Source organism: Azospirillum sp. UENF 112521 (assembly GCF_058780665.1).
Genome location: NZ_JBSNCI010000002.1, coordinates 230494 through 247868 on the forward strand (window position 1 = coordinate 230494; position 17375 = coordinate 247868).

Here is a 17375-nt window from a genome sequence, read left to right on the forward strand (position 1 = left end):
GCGTCCCACGGGATGCCACGTTCGGTCTTTGGAGGGTTCGTTGAAGGCGTTGAAGCCGTTGCCGATGTCCGGCCGGGAGGTTCTGCCGCTCGTCGAGGGTGGCAAGGGTATTGCCGTTTCCAACGGCGAAAGCTCCGGAGCCTGGGCGGCTGCCGGCGGGATTGGCACCTTTTCGGGTGTCAACGCCGACAGCTATGATGAGAACGGCAACCTTCTGCCGCAGATCTACAAGGGCAAGACCCGGCGCGAGCGCCATAACGAGCTGATCGCCTTCGGCATCGAGGGCGGCATCGCCCAGGCGCGCATCGCGCACGAGACGTCGAACGGCAACGGCCGTATCCACATGAACGTCCTGTGGGAAATGGGCGGCGCCGAGCACATCCTGCATGGCGTGCTGGAAGGCGCCCAGGGCATGATCCACGGCGTCACCTGCGGCGCCGGCATGCCTTACAAGGTTGCCGAGATCGCCGTGAGCTACGGCGTCCATTACTATCCGATCGTCTCGTCGGCCCGCGCTTTCCGCGCCTTGTGGCTGCGCGCCTACCACAAGTTCCGGGACCATCTCGGCGGTGTGGTGTACGAGGATCCGTGGCTGGCCGGAGGTCACAACGGCCTGTCCAACTCCGAAGACCCGCAGAAGCCGGAGGATCCGTTCCCCCGCGTCCTGGCCCTGCGCCAGATGATGAACAGCTTCGGGCTGAACGACACCCCCATCGTGATGGCGGGCGGCGTCTGGTGGCTGTCGGAGTGGGAGGATTGGATCGACAATCCAGACCTGGGTCCTGTCGCCTTCCAGTTCGGCACCCGTCCGCTGCTGACCCAGGAGAGCCCGATTTCGATGGCGTGGAAGCGCAAGCTGGTGGCGCTGCAGCCGGGCGACGTCTTCCTGAACCGCTTCTCCCCCACCGGCTTCTACTCGTCGGCAGTGAAGAACCCCTTCCTGCTGGACCTGATGGCCCGGTCCGAGCGTCAGGTCGCCTATCTGTCCAAGCCGGTGGGCGAGCATTCGGCCGAATTCCCGGTCGGTCCGCGCGGCCGTCCGGTCTACGTGACCGAAAGCGACAAGCAGCGCGCCGAGGGTTGGCTGTCCCAGGGCTTCACCACCGCCCTGAAGACGCCGGACAGCACGCTGGTCTTCGTCACGCCCCAGCAGTCGGACAAGATCCTGCACGATCAGGTCGACTGCATGGGCTGCCTGTCGGCCTGCGGCTTCTCCAACTGGGCGCAGAACGACGAAGGCACGACGGGCAAGCGCGCCGATCCGCGCTCTTTCTGCATCCAGAAGACGCTCCAGGCGGTCAGCCACACCGACGACTGCGAAAACCAGCTGATGTTCGCGGGGCACAACGCCTACCGCTTCGCCAGCGATCCTTATTACAACGACGGCTTCATCCCCACGGTGAAGCAGCTGATTGAACGGATCGCCACCGGCTACTGACCGGTCGCATCCACCGGCCACATCCATCGGTCTGGCAAGGCCGTCGGCGGGAAACCGTCGGCGGCCTTTGCATTGGGCCGTCATGGGCAGTCATCCGGTTCGGGCGGCTCTCCAAACCATGTCTCCATTGACGTCGCTGCGACAATGGCTTGCGTGAGCTTTCCGAATGGTTTTACTCTTAAACAGAATGCGGCCTAGTGCCGCGGTTCTGTTTTGGACTCCGTGTCCGATCCCACTGTCGACAGTACGGGTGCCTCGCCCATGATGACCGCCGAACGCCCCTTCAAGCGAGCCCTCGACCGGCTGAACAGCGCCGGGTTGCGCCCGACCCGCCAGCGCCTTGGCCTCGCCCGCATGCTGTTCGAAGGCTGCGACCGGCATGTCACGGCGGAGCAATTGCATGGCGAGGCGCAGGCAGCCGACCTGCCGGTGTCACTGGCGACCGTCTACAACACGCTGAACCAGTTCACCGCCGCCGGGCTTCTGCGCGAGGTGGTGGTGGAGGCGGGCAAATCCTACTTCGACACCAACACCAGCGACCATCACCATTTCTTCGTCGAATCCACCGGCCGGCTGGAGGACATCCCCGCGGACCGGCTGACGGTGCAGAACCTTCCGGCCGCCCCCGCCGGCACCCGCGTCGCCCGCGTCGACGTGATCGTCCGCCTCATCGAGGACGACATCTGATCGAGGACGACATCTGATCGAGGATGACGTCCGATCCTGTCCCCTTGCCGATGGTCCGGTGCTCAGCCCTCGTCGGGCTGCGTCGGGGAGGGGGCGCGGTCGACGAAAGGCCAGCGGATGAAGGCGAAGGCCCAGACCGCCAGGACGTTGAGGTAGGGGAACAGCAGCAGCAGGATCCACAGCGGGCTGCGCCCGGCCTTGGCCAGAACCCAGCCGCCGGCGATCAGCATGTACATCGTGACGATGGAGCCGATCAGCAGTTCCCAGAAGCCGAGCTGGATCACGGTCTCCGTCATGCCGTCCTCCGTGCCTTGACCTTGCGCGCCTGCCGTGCCGGCAGCACCGGCCATCGGCTGTGAGCCATCACGCCGATGGGCACAACATGACCGAGCGGCACCAGGGAGAACAGGGCCCACAGCGGCGAGAAGCCGGCCCGCCGCAGGATGCGCGACATCGGCCAGACGATGGCGATCTGGAACAGCATCAGCCCCAGGAGCGGCCCCTGGGACAGGCTATCGATGAAATCCTGCAGCATGCCCGACGGGATCCTCCTTCACATCGTCGCCGGGCAGAGAAGCGCGGGCTGCGGGCTTTGTCGAGCCAAACTTTTCCCGGAACTCTTCCCCTAAGCTCCTTCCATGCACGACGGCCGGCCGAAGCATCCCTGATGCTGCCCGGATCAGGGGTAAGCGAACGTGAAAATGCCCGCACCGGCATGCTACAGTTCGTCGCGTCCGGCCGTTCCGGCTTGACGTCTCTCCAGCATTCAGACGCGGCGGACCATTTCCTTTGACGGATCTCTCCGAACCGGACGGTGGCGCACGCGGGACGTGGTGGCGCTTATCCTCTCTTCCGCCCGTCGCCGCGATGCGAATCGGCCTGCTTGTGGCGGTGATCGCCGGCTTTTGGCTGGTCGCATACGCCGACCTTGAGCGGGCGCGCGACCGGGCGATCCATGATGGTCTGCGCCAGACCGCAAACCTCTCGACCTTGCTGGAGGAGGACGCCCGCCGGGTCATGGTCGTGGCGGACCATGCCCTTCGGGCGACGGCGGCCGAGGGGACGATTCCCGCCTATCTGGTTGGGGAAGGGGCAGGGGTATCGGGGGCGGCCATCGGTCCCGGGCCGGCTTTGCGGACTCTGATGATCGTCGAGCGGGATGGCCGGGTGCGGCAGGCTGCCGGTCTGCACAAGCCCACCGATGTCGCCCATTCCCCGTTGGCTGAGGCGTTGATGGGGGAGCCGCGCGCCTTCGTCGGGCCTTATCGCGAGGCCGACGGCGGTTGGCGGGCCGCGATAATCCGTCCGCTTGCCAACGGCAGCGCCATGGCGGTGGCTGTGCTCGATCTCGACCGTTTCGCCCGGCTTTATGCGACCCAGGACATCGGCCCGCTCAGCATCATTCTGTTGTACGGTGAGAATGGCATGGTCCTGTCCCATTCTCGGAGCGGAATGCGCGCTCTCGATGAGAACCGCGCTTTCTTCGCCTCGGTCCTGCCGCGTCTGCCTGCCGGTGAGAATGCCCGGACGCTGTCCGGTCTCGATCCCACGGAGGGACGGGAGCGCATCGGTACGGTGCGCCGTGTGGCGGGGTGGCCGCTTTACGTCTATGTCCGCATCCGGACCGAGGACGTGCTGGCCGGCTGGTACGACGACCGCTGGAAACGCATTCTGGAAACCGCAGCAGTGTCGGTGGTGGTGCTGCTGCTGGCATTGCTGGCCTTGCGGCAGCTCGGCCGGCTGGAAACGACGACGCAGGCGCTGCGCGCCAGCGAACGGCGGTCGCAGGCCCTGTTCGACAGCAGTTTCCAGATCATGGGGCTGTTGGCGCCGGACGGTCGGGTGCTGGCGCTGAACCGGCCTGCCTGCGCCCTGGCCGGCCTGCCGGCCGAAGCGCTGGTCGGACATCCCGCCTGGGAGTTCCGCGGCTGGGCCCGCACGGACGATCTGGCGGCTGCTTTCCGCCAGTCCATCGAAAAGGCGGCCTCGGGACGCTTCGTCCGTTACGAGACCGATGTGGTCGCCGACGGGCTCACCCGCGTGATGGATGTGACGATCAAGCCGGTCTACGACGACAGGGGCGTCGTTACGGTGCTGGTGGTCGAGGCGCGCGACATCACCGAGCGGGTCGAGGCCGCCGAAAGGCTGGCCACGGCGCTCGACCAGGCGGAGGCCGCCAACCGGGCCAAGAGCGCCTTCCTGGCGACCATGAGCCACGAACTGCGCACGCCGCTGAACGCCATCATCGGCTTTTCCGACATCATGCTGCACGAGCTGTTCGGTCCGCTGGGCAGCCCGCGCTATCGCGACTATGCCCGTCATGTGCAGAACAGCGGCCGCCACCTTCTGGACCTGATCAACGACGTGCTGGACATGTCGAAGCTTGAGGCCGGACGCTACACGCTGGATGAAAGCTGGATGGAGCCGGCCGAGGCCATCGAGACCTGCCGGGCGCTGGCCGCGGTGCCGGCCGATGTCGGTGGGGTGACGCTGGCGGTCGACTGCCCCCCGACCTGCCCAATCTGCTGGCCGACGAGCGCGCCTTGCGTCAGGTGCTGCTGAACCTGCTGTCGAACGCGGTCAAATTCACCCCGCGCGGCGGCCGGGTGACGGTAAGCGGGGTGCGGGAGGAGGATGGCCGGATCGCCATCACCGTGCGCGATACCGGCATCGGCATCGCCGCCGACGCGCTGGCCCGCATCCTTGAGCCGTTCCAGCAGGCCGACAGCAGCATCTCCGGGCGGTTCGGCGGCACCGGGCTGGGCCTGTCGATCTGCCGCGACCTGATGGCCCTGCATGGCGGGAGCCTGTCCATCGACAGCGAACCGGGCCGCGGCACCGCCGCCACCATCCGTTTCCCCGCCGACCGCACCGGCCGGCCGGTTGCGGCGGATGGGTTGCCGGCGTAAGCCTGTCGGCGGTCAAGAGCATCGAAAGGCGGACGAGATGATCGGGAATGACGGGAAGCCGGTGTCCAAGGAGACGCTGCGCACACACATCGCCGCCTACAACGGCCAGTCGCGCGGCTCCAAGGAATTCGCGGCGATCCCCCGCGCGCTGGTCACCATCCTGGACGGGCTGAAGCCGGGCAAGACCGGCTACGTCAAATGCCTGGACGGGCAGATCCAGCTGTCGCGCCGCAAGGACAACAGCGTCTCGGCCGGCTGACATAAGGAAAGGCGCCCTTCCCCGGACTGGAGAAGAGCGCCTTTCCGCTAAAATGTGCCGGGCCGTCGGGCCGTCAGGGGATCAGTGCTTGGCCGCGGCGGCGGCACCGATGCCGGTCTGGGAGCGGACGAACTGGTCCTCGAAGGCCTCGCGCTCGGCACGGGCCGACGCGCTGCTGTCCAGCTTCGAGACGACGATGGTGACGATGAAGGCCAGCGTCATCGAGAACAGGGCCGGCTGCTCGTAGGGGAAGATGGGGGCCGGGTTGTTCAGCACCACCACCCACACGGCGTTGGACAGGATGACCAGCGTCACTGCGGAGATCAGGCCGGCGATGCCGCCCGCCAGCGCGCCGCGCGTGGTCAGCCCCTTCCAGTACATCGACAGGATCAGCACCGGGAAGTTCACCGACGCCGCGACGCCGAAGGTCAGCCCGACCAGGAAGGCGACGTTCTGCTTCTCGAAGGCGATGCCCAGCACGACGGCCAGGACGCCCAGCACCAGCGAGGCGATCTTGGACACGCGCATCTCCTCGCGCTCCGTCGCCTCGCCCTTGCGGATGACGCGGGCGTAGAGGTCGTGGGCGATGGCGGACGCGCCGGCCAGTGCCAGACCCGACACCACCGCCAGGATGGTGGCGAAGGCGACCGCCGACAGGAAGCCCAGGAACAGGTCGCCGCCCAGCGCCTTGGCCAGATGCATCACCGGCATGTTGCCGCCGCCGATGAGCTTGCCGCCGACCTTGCCGCCTTCGAAGAACTGCGGGTCGGTGCCGACGATGGTGATCGCCGCCATGCCCAGCACGCAGACGATCAGGAAGAAGAAGCCGATGAAGCCCGAGGCGTAGAAGACCGACTTGCGGGCCTCGCGCGCGTTGGGGACGGTGAAGAAGCGCATCATGATGTGCGGCAGGGCGGCGGTGCCGAACAGCAGGCCCAGCGACAGCGACACCGCCGATACCGGGTCGGCCAGCAGCGTGCCCGGCCCCATGATCTTCACGCCGTCCTTGTGGGAGGCGATGGCGCTCCTGGCGATGGCCTCCAGGCTGAAGCCGAAGCGGGACAGGGCCAGGAAAGCCAGCAGGATGCCGCCGCCCAGCAGGAGCACCGCCTTGATGATCTGCACCCAGGTGGTGGCGATCATGCCGCCGAAGGTGACATAGACCACCATCAGAACGCCGACCACGATCACCGCGACATTGTAGTCCAGCCCGAACAGCAGCTTGATCAGCTGGCCGGCGCCGACCATCTGGACGATCAGGTAGAAGCACACCACCGTCAGCGAGCCGATGGCGGCGAAAGTGCGGATCTTGCCCTGGTCCAGCCGGTATGAGGCGATGTCGGCGAAGGTGAAGTGGCCGAGGTTGCGCAGCCGTTCGGCCAGCAGGAACAGGATGATCGGCCAGCCGACGAAGAAGCTGATGGTGTAGACGAAGCCGTCATAGCCCTTGGCGAACACCAGGCTCGACAGGCCGAGCAGCGTCGCCGCCGACATGTAGTCGCCAGCAATCGCCAGGCCGTTCTGGAAGCCGGTGATGCCGCCGCCCGCGGTGTAGAAGTCGGAGGTGGACCGGGTGCGGCTGGCCGCCCAATAGGTGATGCCCAGCGTCATCACCACGAAGGCGATGAACATGCCGATGGCCGACAGGTTGATCGGCTGCTTTTCCAGCTGCCCGACATCGCCGGCGGCCAGCGCCGGCACGGCAGACAGGGCGGCGGCCAGGATGGCGGCGCTGGCTGCAACAAGGATCCGGCGGGCGATCATTGCAGCGTCTCCCGCGTGATCTCGTCGGTCAGGTCCTGGAAGCGGCCGTTGGCGAAATGGGAATAGACGCCGGTCAGCAGCCAGGACAGGATGATGATCGCCGCCCCGATGGGGAAGCCGACGCTCAGCGACGACTCGTCGGACATCGGCTTGTGCAGCAGGCCGGGAGCGAAGGCGACCACCATCATGAAGGCGTAGTAGCCGACCAGCACGATGGCCGACAGGACCAGGGCCAGCCGGCTGCGCTGGCGCACCAGCTCGTGGAATTTGGGGTTCCGGCGAACCCTCTCGTAGACGGGAGTGTTGGCGGGGGAGTGCATGTTTCCTCCAGACGCTGAACGTCCTTGTGTCGCCCTGTTTGGGCTTATGTCCTTCCGGCTAACAAAACACTGTTTCGCAAATTTCCCGGAAATATGACGAATTGTTTCAGGGTAATTCAGGCAACAATCCCACTGATTCGCGTTGAGCCGCGGCGGTGAAGCTGGAATGATGGCGAGGATTCCATCGCCCCCGCATTCCGCCACCCCCGCCCGGAAAATGATCCGTTCGCCCCTGTTCCTCTGGCTGTTCTCGGCGATCCTGGTCTCGCTCGGGCTGTTCTCCGCGGCGGCCTACGTCTTCTCGGTCCCCTTCATCGAGGAGAAGGCCTACGAGATCGAACGCGACGCCAGCCGCACCATCCTCGACAACGTGTTTGAACTGGTCAGCCGCATCCGCGGCGGGCTGGAGGAGCAGCGGGTGGCGACCGTCGATTCCTACAAGACCCGGCTGCGCGACGTGCTGGAGCTGGCGGTCGGCTATATCGAGCATGTCTATGCCCGCGCAGACCGCGGCGAGATCACGATGGAGCAGGCGAGGCGCGAAGCGATGGAGGGGCTGCACGCCTTCCGCTACGGCAACGGCGACTATGTGTGGGCCATCGGCTACGATTCGGTGATCCTGTCGCACCCCTCGCCGGACTATCAGGGGCGCAAGGCCGACGATCTGCGCGACAATCTGGGCCGCCACATCCTGCCCACCATTGTCGCCACCGCCAAGCGCGAGGGGGAGGGGTTCCAGACCTATCCGTGGTGGCGGCCGAACGGCGACGAGCGGGCGCCGAAGCTCAGCTTCTTCAAGGATTTGCCCAGGCGTGGCATCATCGTCGGCACCGGCGCCTATCTGGCCGATGTCGATGCCGAGGTGGAGCGGCGCAAGGCCGACGCCATCGAGGATCTGCGCCAGGCCCTGCGCAAGCTGCGGATCGCCCGCACCGGCTATCTCTATATCTTCGATTCGGCGAACCGGATGATCATCCACCCGAATTCGAACATCGAGGGCACGGCCTTCGGCGACCGGCTGAACTCCGCCACCGGCCGTCCCATCGCCGAGGATTTGAAGGTCGCCGCGGCAAAGGGGGAGCCGCTGACCTATCTGTGGGACAAGCCCGACGATCCCGGCAACTACGCCTACGAGAAGATCAGCTGGGTCCGGCATTTCGAGGGGTTCGACTGGTACATCGCCTCGTCGGTCTATGTCGACGAGCTGCGGCGGTCGTCGGTGGTGCTGGGCAACCGCATCCTCGCCATCGGCATGGCGCTGATGGCGGCGGGAAGCCTGCTGGGCTACATCGCGGTCGGGCGGCTGGTGCGGCCGCTGCGCCGGCTGGCCGACACCGCGGTGCAGGTGAGGGCCGGCGACCTCGGTGCCCAGAGCGGCATCCGCCGCGGCGACGAGATCGGCCTGCTGGCCGCCTCCTTCGACGGCATGGTGCGCCAGCTGCGCGACACCGTCGCCACGCTGGACAGCCGGGTGCGCGACCGCACCGCCGCATTGGCGGAGGCGGAGACCCGGCAGCGCGTGATCCTGGATGCGATCCCCGCCAGCATCGCCGGACTGGACCGCGACGGTCGGCTGACCTTCGCCAACCTGCGCTGGGCAGACCTGGTCGGTCGCGACAAGGCGTCGGTCATCGGCCGTGACTTGGCGTCGGTCGTCGGTCGTCGGGCGATGGCGGCGTTGCGTCCCCATCTGGACCGCTGCCTGTCGGGGGAGGTGGTCACCTTCGAATACGCCTTCCCGCGCGACGGGCGCGAGATGGTGACCAAGACCACACTCATTCCCCACCGCGGGGAGGGCCGGGTGCATGGCTTGGGCGAGGAGGGCGCGGTCACCGGCCTGTTCGTCCTGACCCTCGACGTCACCGACGAGAAGCAGACCGAGCGCCAGCTGGTGGAGGCGCAGCGGCTGAAGGCGGTCGGCCAGCTGTCCGGCGGACTGGCGCACGACTTCAACAACCTGCTGTCGATCATCATCGGCAACCTGTCGGCGGCGCGCGACCGCTACGCGGCGGTGGAGGGGCTCGACGCCTATCTGGAGCCGGCCCAGCGCGCCGGCCGCCGTGGTGCCGACATCACCGCCCGCCTGCTCGCCTTCTCCCGCCAGCAGCCGCTGAAGCCGGAGCCGATCGAGCTTTGCGGCCTCTTGCGCGACATGGCGGTTCTGCTGCGCCGCTCCTTCCCCAGTTCCATCGCCATCGGCGTGCCGGAGGAGGGGCGGGACTGCTGGACCATAGCCGACCAGACCCAGCTGGAGAACGCGCTGGTCAACCTCGCCATCAACGCGCGCGACGCCATGCCCATTGGCGGTCGGCTCGACATCGCGGTCGGCATCCGCAAGCTGGAGGGCGATCAGTCCTTCGACGAGCCGGTCCGGCCCGACGATTATCTGGAAATCCGTGTCACCGACACCGGCACCGGCTTCACGCCTGAGGCGTTGGCCCGCGCGGTTGAGCCCTTCTTCACGACGAAGGCCCTCGGCTCCGGCCTGGGGCTGTCGATGGTCTACGGCTTCGTCAAGCAGTCGCGCGGCTATCTGCGCATCGACAGCCGGCCGGAGGAGGGGACGACCGTTACCCTGCTGCTGCCGCGTGCCGAACCGGTGCCCCGCCTGCAGGAGGCCGAAACGGCAACGGCCGAACCGCAGCCCGGAGGCTGGTCCGGCCAGCTGGCGCTGGTGGCGGAGGACAATGACGATGTCCGGCAGGTGATGCGGCAGCAGCTGGTCGACCTCGGCTTCTCGGTGGTGGAGGCTGCGAGTGGCGACGAGGCGGCGGAGCTGGTGGAGCAGATCGACGGGCTGTCGCTGCTGGTCTCCGACATCGTGATGCCCGGCCTGTCGGGGGTGGAACTGGCTCGGCGCGCCCGGCTGCTGCGCCCGGCCATGCGGGTGGTTCTGGTCAGTGGATTCGCTGTCGAGTATGGCGACGTTCCCGCCGATGCCGTCATACTGCGCAAGCCATGGGACAAGCGGGACCTGGTGGCGGCCATCGGCCACGCCGCCGAACCCGCGCCGGCCTGATACAATCGGGCAAATAGAACGCACCCAATAGAACGCACCTGGAAAAAAGCAGGGCGACGAGTGCCGAGGGGAAACGCGCGTGGGACAGAAGAAGCGCATCTATGTGATCGAGGACGAGGCCGACATCCGGCGGCTGGTGACGGAGGTGCTGGAGAGCTACGGCTATGAGGTGACCGGCTGGGCCAGCGGGCGGGAGGCGCGGACGGCGATCCAGCGTCAGGCCCCCGACCTCTGTCTGGTCGATCTCGGACTGCCGGACATGGACGGTCTGACCCTGGTGCGCGAGCTGTGGGAGGATGTGCGCTTCGGCGTCATCATCCTGTCCGGGCGCGGCGGCACCTCCGACCGGGTGCTGGGGCTGGAGCTTGGCGCCGACGATTACATCGTGAAGCCGTTCGAGCCGCGGGAGCTGGTCGCCCGCGTCAACAGCGCCATCCGCCGCCGCGAGCAGCTGGCCGGAGCGACTGCCGCAGCGGACACCGCACGGGCGCGCTTCGGTCCCTGGGTGTTCGATCTCGGCAACCTGACGCTGACCGCCGACGATGGCCGGCAGGAGAGCCTGACCGCGGCGGAGGCCTCGCTTCTGCTGATGCTGCTGAAGGCGCCCAAGCGCGTGCTGTCGCGCGAGCATCTCCAGGGCCCGGATCAGGATCGCGACGATTTCCCCTACGACCGCAGCATCGACGTCCGCATCTCGCGCATCCGCAAGAAAATCGAGGAGGATCCCCGCGCGCCGCGGCTGATCAAGACGGTCTATGGTGCCGGCTACCTGTTTGCCGGCGACGTGAGCTGGCTGCGCTGAAAGTGGCGCCACCCCTGCGTTTGCGCCGCAACAACCTCAATAACAATTGGTCATAATCCTGAGAAAGTTGCGCAAAGCTGATCTGGTACAGGCTGTTTCCAACACCGCCGCGCCCAATGCCGGCGCGCAACAAAGAACCCCTGGGGAGAACGGTCCGATGAGTGAAACTGCCGCCGCAGCGACTCAAAGCGTCGATGCCAGCGTAAACCCGTACGAGCGAAACCTCGACCGCAACGCTGCCAATTTCGTCGCCCTGACGCCGCTGACCTTCCTGGAGCGCGCCGCCGCCGTGTGGCCCGACCGGCTGGCCGTCGTCCATGGCCCGGTCCGGCGGACCTGGGCCGAGACCTTCGTCCGCGTGCGCCGTCTGGCCGCGGCGCTGGCGAATGTGGGGATCGGCACCGGCGACACCGTCGCCATGCTGGCCGCCAACACGCCGGAACTGTTCGAGGCCCATTTCGGCGTGCCGCTGGCCGGCGCCGTGCTGAATGCTGTCAACACCCGCCTGGACGCGGAGGCCATCGCCTTCATCCTGAAGCATGGCGAGGCGAAGATCCTGATAGTCGACCGCGAGTTCTCCGGGGTCGCGAAGAAGGCGCTGGCTCTGCTCGACGCGCCGATTCCGGTGGTGGATATCGACGATCCGACCTACAGCGGCGGCGAACTGATCGGCGACCGCGATTACGAGGCCTTCATCAGCGATGTCGGTGCCGAACACCCTTGGACCCTGCCGGCCGACGAATGGCAGGCCATCGCACTGAACTACACCTCCGGCACCACCGGCAACCCGAAGGGCGTCGTCTATCACCACCGCGGCGCCTACCTGAACGCGGTGTCGAACGCGCTGTCCTGGAACATGGGCGATGCGCCCGTGTATCTGTGGACCCTGCCGATGTTCCACTGCAACGGCTGGTGCTTCCCCTGGACCATCGCGGTCACCGCCGGTACCGCCGTGTGTCTGCGTCAGGTCCGCCCCGACGCCGTGCTGACGCTGATCCGCGACGAGCGGGTGACCAACTTCTGCGGCGCGCCCATCGTCCTCAACATGCTGAACAATGCCCCGGCCGAGCTGAAGCAGGGCATCGAGCAGAAGGTCAAGGTGATGGTCGCGGGTGCTGCCCCGCCCGCCGCCGTCATCGCCGGGATGGAGCGCATGGGCTGGGAAGTCACCCATGTCTACGGCCTGACCGAATGCTACGGACCGACCGTGGTCTGCGTCTGGCACGACCGCTGGGACGGCCTGTCGCTGGACGAGAAGGCGGCGATCAAGGCGCGCCAGGGCGTGCGCGGCCCGATGCTGGAGGCGGTGGTCGTCGCCGATCCCTTCACGCTGGAGCCGGTGCCGAAGGACGGCCGGACGATGGGCGAGATCATGATGCGCGGCAACAACGTCATGAAGGGCTATCTGAAGAACCCCAAGGCGACCGAAGAGGCCTTTGCCGGCGGCTGGTTCCACACCGGCGACCTCGCCGTCTGGCATGAGGACGGCTATGTCGAGATCAAGGACCGCTCGAAGGACATCATCATCTCCGGCGGCGAGAACATCTCGTCCATCGAGGTGGAGGATGTCCTCTACAAGCACCCCGAGGTGCTGGAGGCCGCGGTCGTCGCCCGTCATGACGAGAAGTGGGGCGAGACGCCCTGCGCCTTCGTCACGCTGAAGGACGGCGCCACCGCAACCGAGGCCGACATCATCGCCTTCTGCCGGTCGCACATGGCCCACTTCAAATGCCCGCGCACGGTGGTGTTCGGCCCGCTGCCGAAGACCTCGACGGGCAAGATCCAGAAATACGTCCTGCGCAAGCAGACCGAGGGTCTGTAAGGGGCGGGGCGCATTGCCCTTTCCCTGACCCTTACCTGCATGTCGGCCAAAGCGCCCGCTCTCGCCCCCATCTGACGGGGGAGAGAGCGGGGCAAGACCGTCCCATGCCTGCACGCCGCCCATTTCCAAAGGGACCCGCGCCATGAAGATCCTCTGCGCCGTGAAGCGCGTCGTCGACTACAACGTCAAGATCCGGGTGAAGACCGACCAGTCCGGGGTCGAGACGTCGAACGTGAAGTTCTCGATGAACCCCTTCGACGAGATTGCCGTCGAAGAGGCGGTCCGTCTCAAGGAAGCCGGAAAGGCGACCGAGATCGTGGTGGTCTCCATCGGCCCGGCACAGGCCCAGGAGACGCTGCGCACGGCGCTGGCGATGGGCGCCGACCGCGCCATCCTGGTGCAGACCGACGTGACGACCGAACCGCTGGCCGTCGCCAAGGTGCTGAAGGCGCTGGTCGAGAAGGAGGCCCCCGGCCTCGTCATCCTCGGCAAGCAGGCCATCGACGACGACTGCAACCAGACCGGCCAGATGCTGGCGGCGCTGCTCGGCTGGGGCCAGGGCACCTTCGCCTCGAAGGTTGCCCCGGCGGGCGATGCCGTCGCCGTGACCCGCGAGATCGATGGCGGACTTGAGGTCGTATCGCTGAAGCTGCCGGTGGTGGTCACTGCCGATTTGCGCCTCAACGAGCCGCGCTATGCTTCGCTGCCCAACATCATGAAGGCGAAGAAGAAGCCGCTGGAAACCATCACGCCGGACAGCCTGGGCGTCGACGTCAAGCCGCGCCTGAAGACGGTCAAGGTCGCCGAGCCGGCCAAGCGTCAGGCCGGCATCAAGGTGCCGGACGTCGCCGCCCTGGTCGACAAGCTGAAGACCGAGGCGCGGGTGATCTGAGCGCCGGCCCCGTGCCCGCACTCCCCACACCCGCCCGACAGAGGAACCGCCCCATGCCCATCCTGATCCTTGCCGACCACGACAACGCCAGCCTCAAGCCCGCCACCGCCCATGCGGTGACCGCAGCCAGCAAGCTTGGCGGCGATGTCCACCTCCTGGTCGCCGGCCGCAACGCTGCCCCGGCCGCGGAGCAGGCCGCGAAGCTGGCCGGCGTTGCCAAGGTGCTGCTCGCCGACGATGCCGCCTATGAGCATGCGCTGGCCGAACCGGTCGCGGCCCTGCTGGTGTCGCTCGCCCCCGGCTACAGCCATGTCCTCACCGCCGCCACCTCGGTGGGCAAGAACGTACTGCCGCGCGTCGCGGCGCTGCTCGACGTGGCGATGATCTCCGAGATCACCGCCGTGGTCGCCGCCGATGTTTTCGAGCGGCCGATCTATGCCGGCAACGCCATCGCCACCGTGCAGTCGGCCGACCCGGTCAAGGTGATCACCGTCCGCACCACAGCCTTCGAGGCGGCGCCCGCCACCGGCAGCGGCGCGGTCGAGAGCATCGCCACCGCGCCGGACCCCGGTCTGTCGGGCTTCGTCTCGGCCGAGCTGTCGAAGTCGGAGCGGCCGGAGCTGACTTCCGCCCGCATCGTCATCTCCGGCGGGCGCGGCATGCAGTCGGGCGACAATTTCCACCTGCTGGAGGCCATCGCCGACAAGCTGGGGGCCGCCGTCGGGGCCAGCCGTGCCGCCGTTGATGCCGGCTTCGTGCCGAACGACTATCAGGTCGGCCAGACCGGCAAGATCGTGGCACCCGACCTTTATGTCGCCGTCGGCATCTCGGGAGCGATCCAGCATCTGGCCGGCATGAAGGACAGCAAGGTGATCGTCGCCATCAACAAGGACGAAGAGGCGCCGATCTTCCAGGTCGCCGACTACGGCCTCGTCGCCGACCTGTTCAAGGCCCTGCCGGAGTTGCAGCAGGCCGTCTGACACCGTTGATTTCCCCGTTTACCCGAAGAGGTCCCCCATGGCCGCCGCCGCGATCCCCTACACCCCGCCGCTGAAAGAGATCCGCTTCGTCCTCGACCACCTCGCCGGCATGGCCGACGTGGCGGCACTGCCGGGATTCGAGGATGCCAGCCCCGACATGGTGGACAGCATCCTGGGCGAGGCGGCGAAGATTGCCGAGAATGTCCTGGCGCCGCTGAACCGCATCGGTGACGTGCAGGGAGCCCGGCTCGACGCCGACGGCGTCGCCCGCACGGCGGAGGGCTGGGGGACGGCATGGCAGGCGCTGGTGGAAGGCGGTTGGAACGGGCTGCCCTTCGATCCGGCGCGCGGCGGCATGGGGCTGCCTAACCTGCTGAATACCGCGGTGCAGGAGATGTGGCATTCCGCCAACATGGCCTTCGCACTCTGTCCGATGCTGACGCAGGGGGCGGTGAACGCGGTTCAGCTCTATGGCTCGGAGGCGCTGAAGGATTCTCTATTTGCCCCGGATGATCTCGGGCGAGTGGACCGGCACCATGAACATCACCGAGCCGCAGGCGGGCAGCGACCTCGCCGCCACGCGGTCGCGCGCGGTGCCGAACGGCGACCATTACCTCGTCACCGGGCAGAAGATCTTCATCACCTACGGCGACCATGACCTGACGGAGAACATCGTCCATCTGGTGCTTGCCCGCTTGCCCGACGCGCCTCCGGGCGTGAAGGGCATCAGCCTGTTCGTCGTGCCGAAGTTCCTGGTCAATCCGGACGGCAGCCTGGGCGCCCGCAATCAGGTGAAGTGCGTGTCGCTGGAGCACAAGCTGGGCATCCATGGCAGCCCGACCGCCGTGCTGTCCTTCGGCGATGAGGGCGGGGCGACCGGCTTCCTGGTGGGCGAGCCGAACCGCGGCCTGGAATACATGTTCGCCATGATGAACCATGCCCGGCTGAACGTCGCCATGCAGGGCCTGTCGATCGCCGAGCGTGCCTATCAGCAGGCGCTGGCCTATGCCCGCGACCGCGTGCAGGGCAAGCCGCTGGGCTGGGCCGAGGGCCAGTCGAAGGGCATCGTCAATCATCCCGACGTCCGCCGCCTGCTGATGGGCATGAAGGCGCGGATCGAGGCGATGCGCGGCATCCTCTACACCGCCGCCGCCGCGGTGGACGTGGCGCACCATCATGCCGACGAGGCCACCCGTGCCCGCGCCGCCCTGCTGGTCGATCTGCTGACGCCCATCGCCAAGGGCTGGTGCACCGAGACCGGCCAGCAGCTGACGTCGGACGGCGTGCAGGTTCATGGCGGCATGGGCTTCATCGAGGAGACGGGGGCCGCCCAGCACCTGCGCGATGCCCGCATCACCACGATCTACGAGGGCACGACCGCCATACAGGCCAACGACCTGATCAACCGCAAGCTCCTGCGCGACGGCGGGGCGACGGCCAACGGGCTGCTGGACGAGATCGCGGCGCTGGGCGGCGAGCTGTCCGGACATGCGGACGAGGCGTTGCGCGTCACCGGGGCGGAGCTGACCGCCGCGGTGCAAGAGGCCAGGCAGGCGGTGGCCTGGGTGCTGACCGCGGCGAAGCAGGACCCGCGCCTGCCGGCCGCGGCGTCGGTGACTCTGCTGGAGCTGATGGGCGTGGTCGCCGGCGGCTGGCAACTGGCCCGCGCCGCCAAGGTGGCGGCGGAGCGGCTGGCGCAGCGCGATGCCGACACCGCCTTCCTGTCGGCCAAGCCGCTGACCGCCCGCTTCTTCGCCACCCATGTGCTGCCGAAGGCGGCGGCGCTGCGGGCGACCGTCGTCAACGGCTCCACGAGCGTGATGGCGCTGAGCGAGGAGCAGCTGTTCGGCGCGGCTTGACAGGGCCGCGCTTGCCGGTTGGTGCCGGGGCCTTCGGCCCCTTGTCGGGTGTCGCGGGCGGTTGGGGGACCTCCCGCCACTGCCCCGGTGCCAGCCCGTCCAGCGTCCAGTCGCCGATGGCCCAGCGGATCAGCCGCAGGGTGGGGAAGCCGACGGCCGCCGTCATGCGGCGGACCTGCCGGTTGCGCCCCTCGCGGATGGTGAGCGCGATCCAGCTGGTGGGGATGGCGGCGCGGTAGCGCACCGGCGGGTCGCGCGGCCACAGCGACTCCGGCTCCTCCATCCGCCGCACCTCGGCCGGCAGAGTCGGGCCGTCCTTCAGCGTGACGCCGCGGCGCAGCGCCTCCAGCGCCTCGTCGGTCGGCACGCCTTCCACCTGCACCCAGTAGGTCTTCGGCATCTTGTTGGCCGGCAAGGCGATGCGGGCGATCAGCGGGCCGTCGTCGCTCAGCGCCAGCAGCCCCTCGCTGTCGCGGTCGAGCCGGCCGGCGGCATAGACGCCCTTCACCGGCACCAGCTCCGCCAGGGTTGGGCGGCCCTGGTCGTCGGTGAATTGCGGCAGCACGCCATAGGGCTTGTTCAGCAGGATCAGGCGCGGCACGGGCTTGCTTCCTTGCGGAGTTC

The 17375-nt window shown here is 67.6% G+C and carries 15 protein-coding genes and 1 pseudogene; 11 read left to right on the forward strand and 5 right to left on the reverse strand.

The genetic code is table 11. From position 1 onward, the window contains the following. Positions 1-40 precede the first annotated feature (40 nt). Positions 41-1438, forward strand: a complete 1398-nt coding sequence (locus tag ACWPN8_RS03220; RefSeq protein ID WP_199237472.1) for an NAD(P)H-dependent flavin oxidoreductase — start codon at positions 41-43, stop codon at positions 1436-1438. A 264-nt stretch (positions 1439-1702) separates the two neighbouring features. Further along, entirely contained in the window at positions 1703-2125 is a 423-nt protein-coding gene (irrA, locus tag ACWPN8_RS03225) for an iron response transcriptional regulator IrrA (protein WP_199237754.1), read from the forward strand. 62 nt (positions 2126-2187) lie between these two features. On the opposite strand, the gene ACWPN8_RS03230 is transcribed toward irrA, so the two are convergent. After that, entirely contained in the window at positions 2188-2421 is a 234-nt protein-coding gene (locus ACWPN8_RS03230) for a hypothetical protein (protein WP_109095828.1), read from the reverse strand. After that, positions 2418-2660, reverse strand: coding sequence for a hypothetical protein (locus tag ACWPN8_RS03235; RefSeq protein WP_109095827.1), 243 nt, complete (start codon positions 2658-2660; stop codon positions 2418-2420). The genes ACWPN8_RS03230 and ACWPN8_RS03235 overlap by 4 nt, the downstream gene beginning before the upstream one ends. Positions 2661-2992: 332 nt before the next feature. On the opposite strand from ACWPN8_RS03235, the gene ACWPN8_RS03240 reads away from it, so the two are divergent. Genes ACWPN8_RS03240 through ACWPN8_RS03250 form a run of 3 tightly spaced genes read left to right on the forward strand, consistent with a single transcriptional unit; the run spans position 2993 to position 5293 of the window. Continuing rightward, complete coding sequence (locus ACWPN8_RS03240; RefSeq protein WP_492239895.1) at positions 2993-4687, forward strand: sensor histidine kinase; 1695 nt, start codon at positions 2993-2995, stop codon at positions 4685-4687. Beyond that, positions 4678-5034 carry an ATP-binding protein gene (locus ACWPN8_RS03245; protein WP_492241366.1) on the forward strand — a complete coding sequence of 119 codons (357 nt, stop codon included), beginning with the start codon at positions 4678-4680 and terminating at the stop codon, positions 5032-5034. The genes ACWPN8_RS03240 and ACWPN8_RS03245 overlap by 10 nt, the downstream gene beginning before the upstream one ends. Before the next feature lie 37 nt (positions 5035-5071). Beyond that, positions 5072-5293, forward strand: coding sequence for a hypothetical protein (locus tag ACWPN8_RS03250; protein ID WP_109095825.1), 222 nt, complete (start codon positions 5072-5074; stop codon positions 5291-5293). Positions 5294-5374: 81 nt separating this feature from the next. On the opposite strand, the gene ACWPN8_RS03255 is transcribed toward ACWPN8_RS03250, so the two are convergent. Then, positions 5375-7057 (reverse strand): cation acetate symporter, encoded by a 1683-nt coding sequence (locus tag ACWPN8_RS03255; protein ID WP_109095824.1) that lies wholly within the window; start codon positions 7055-7057, stop codon positions 5375-5377. Next, complete coding sequence (locus ACWPN8_RS03260; RefSeq protein WP_109095823.1) at positions 7054-7377, reverse strand: DUF485 domain-containing protein; 324 nt, start codon at positions 7375-7377, stop codon at positions 7054-7056. The genes ACWPN8_RS03255 and ACWPN8_RS03260 overlap by 4 nt, the downstream gene beginning before the upstream one ends. A 217-nt stretch (positions 7378-7594) precedes the next feature. Here ACWPN8_RS03260 and ACWPN8_RS03265 point away from each other — a divergent pair, with 217 nt between their 5' ends. The 6 genes and pseudogenes from ACWPN8_RS03265 to ACWPN8_RS03290 all read left to right on the forward strand — a co-directional run bounded on the left by ACWPN8_RS03265 (position 7595) and on the right by ACWPN8_RS03290 (position 16751). Further along, positions 7595-10396, forward strand: a complete 2802-nt coding sequence (locus ACWPN8_RS03265; protein ID WP_492239896.1) for a cache domain-containing protein — start codon at positions 7595-7597, stop codon at positions 10394-10396. A gap of 79 nt (positions 10397-10475) precedes the next feature. Further along, positions 10476-11198 (forward strand): response regulator transcription factor, encoded by a 723-nt coding sequence (locus ACWPN8_RS03270; RefSeq protein WP_109095822.1) that lies wholly within the window; start codon positions 10476-10478, stop codon positions 11196-11198. A gap of 157 nt (positions 11199-11355) precedes the next feature. Further along, positions 11356-13020, forward strand: coding sequence for an acyl-CoA synthetase (locus ACWPN8_RS03275; protein WP_492239897.1), 1665 nt, complete (start codon positions 11356-11358; stop codon positions 13018-13020). Between the two features lie 142 nt (positions 13021-13162). Further along, the gene (locus ACWPN8_RS03280; protein WP_492239898.1) at positions 13163-13912 is read left to right on the forward strand and encodes an electron transfer flavoprotein subunit beta/FixA family protein; all 750 of its coding nucleotides are present in this window, start codon (positions 13163-13165) and stop codon (positions 13910-13912) included. Positions 13913-13965: 53 nt separating this feature from the next. Continuing rightward, a complete protein-coding gene (locus ACWPN8_RS03285; protein WP_492239899.1) occupies positions 13966-14892 on the forward strand; it encodes an electron transfer flavoprotein subunit alpha/FixB family protein in 927 nt (308 codons plus the stop codon). 37 nt (positions 14893-14929) lie between these two features. Continuing rightward, positions 14930-16751 (forward strand): annotated as a pseudogene (locus tag ACWPN8_RS03290) (acyl-CoA dehydrogenase C-terminal domain-containing protein). On the opposite strand, the gene ACWPN8_RS03295 reads toward ACWPN8_RS03290, so the two are convergent. Then, entirely contained in the window at positions 16693-17352 is a 660-nt protein-coding gene (locus ACWPN8_RS03295; protein ID WP_492239900.1) for a pseudouridine synthase, read from the reverse strand. The pseudogene ACWPN8_RS03290 and the gene ACWPN8_RS03295 sit on opposite strands and share 59 nt — an antisense overlap. Positions 17353-17375: the final 23 nt, after the last annotated feature.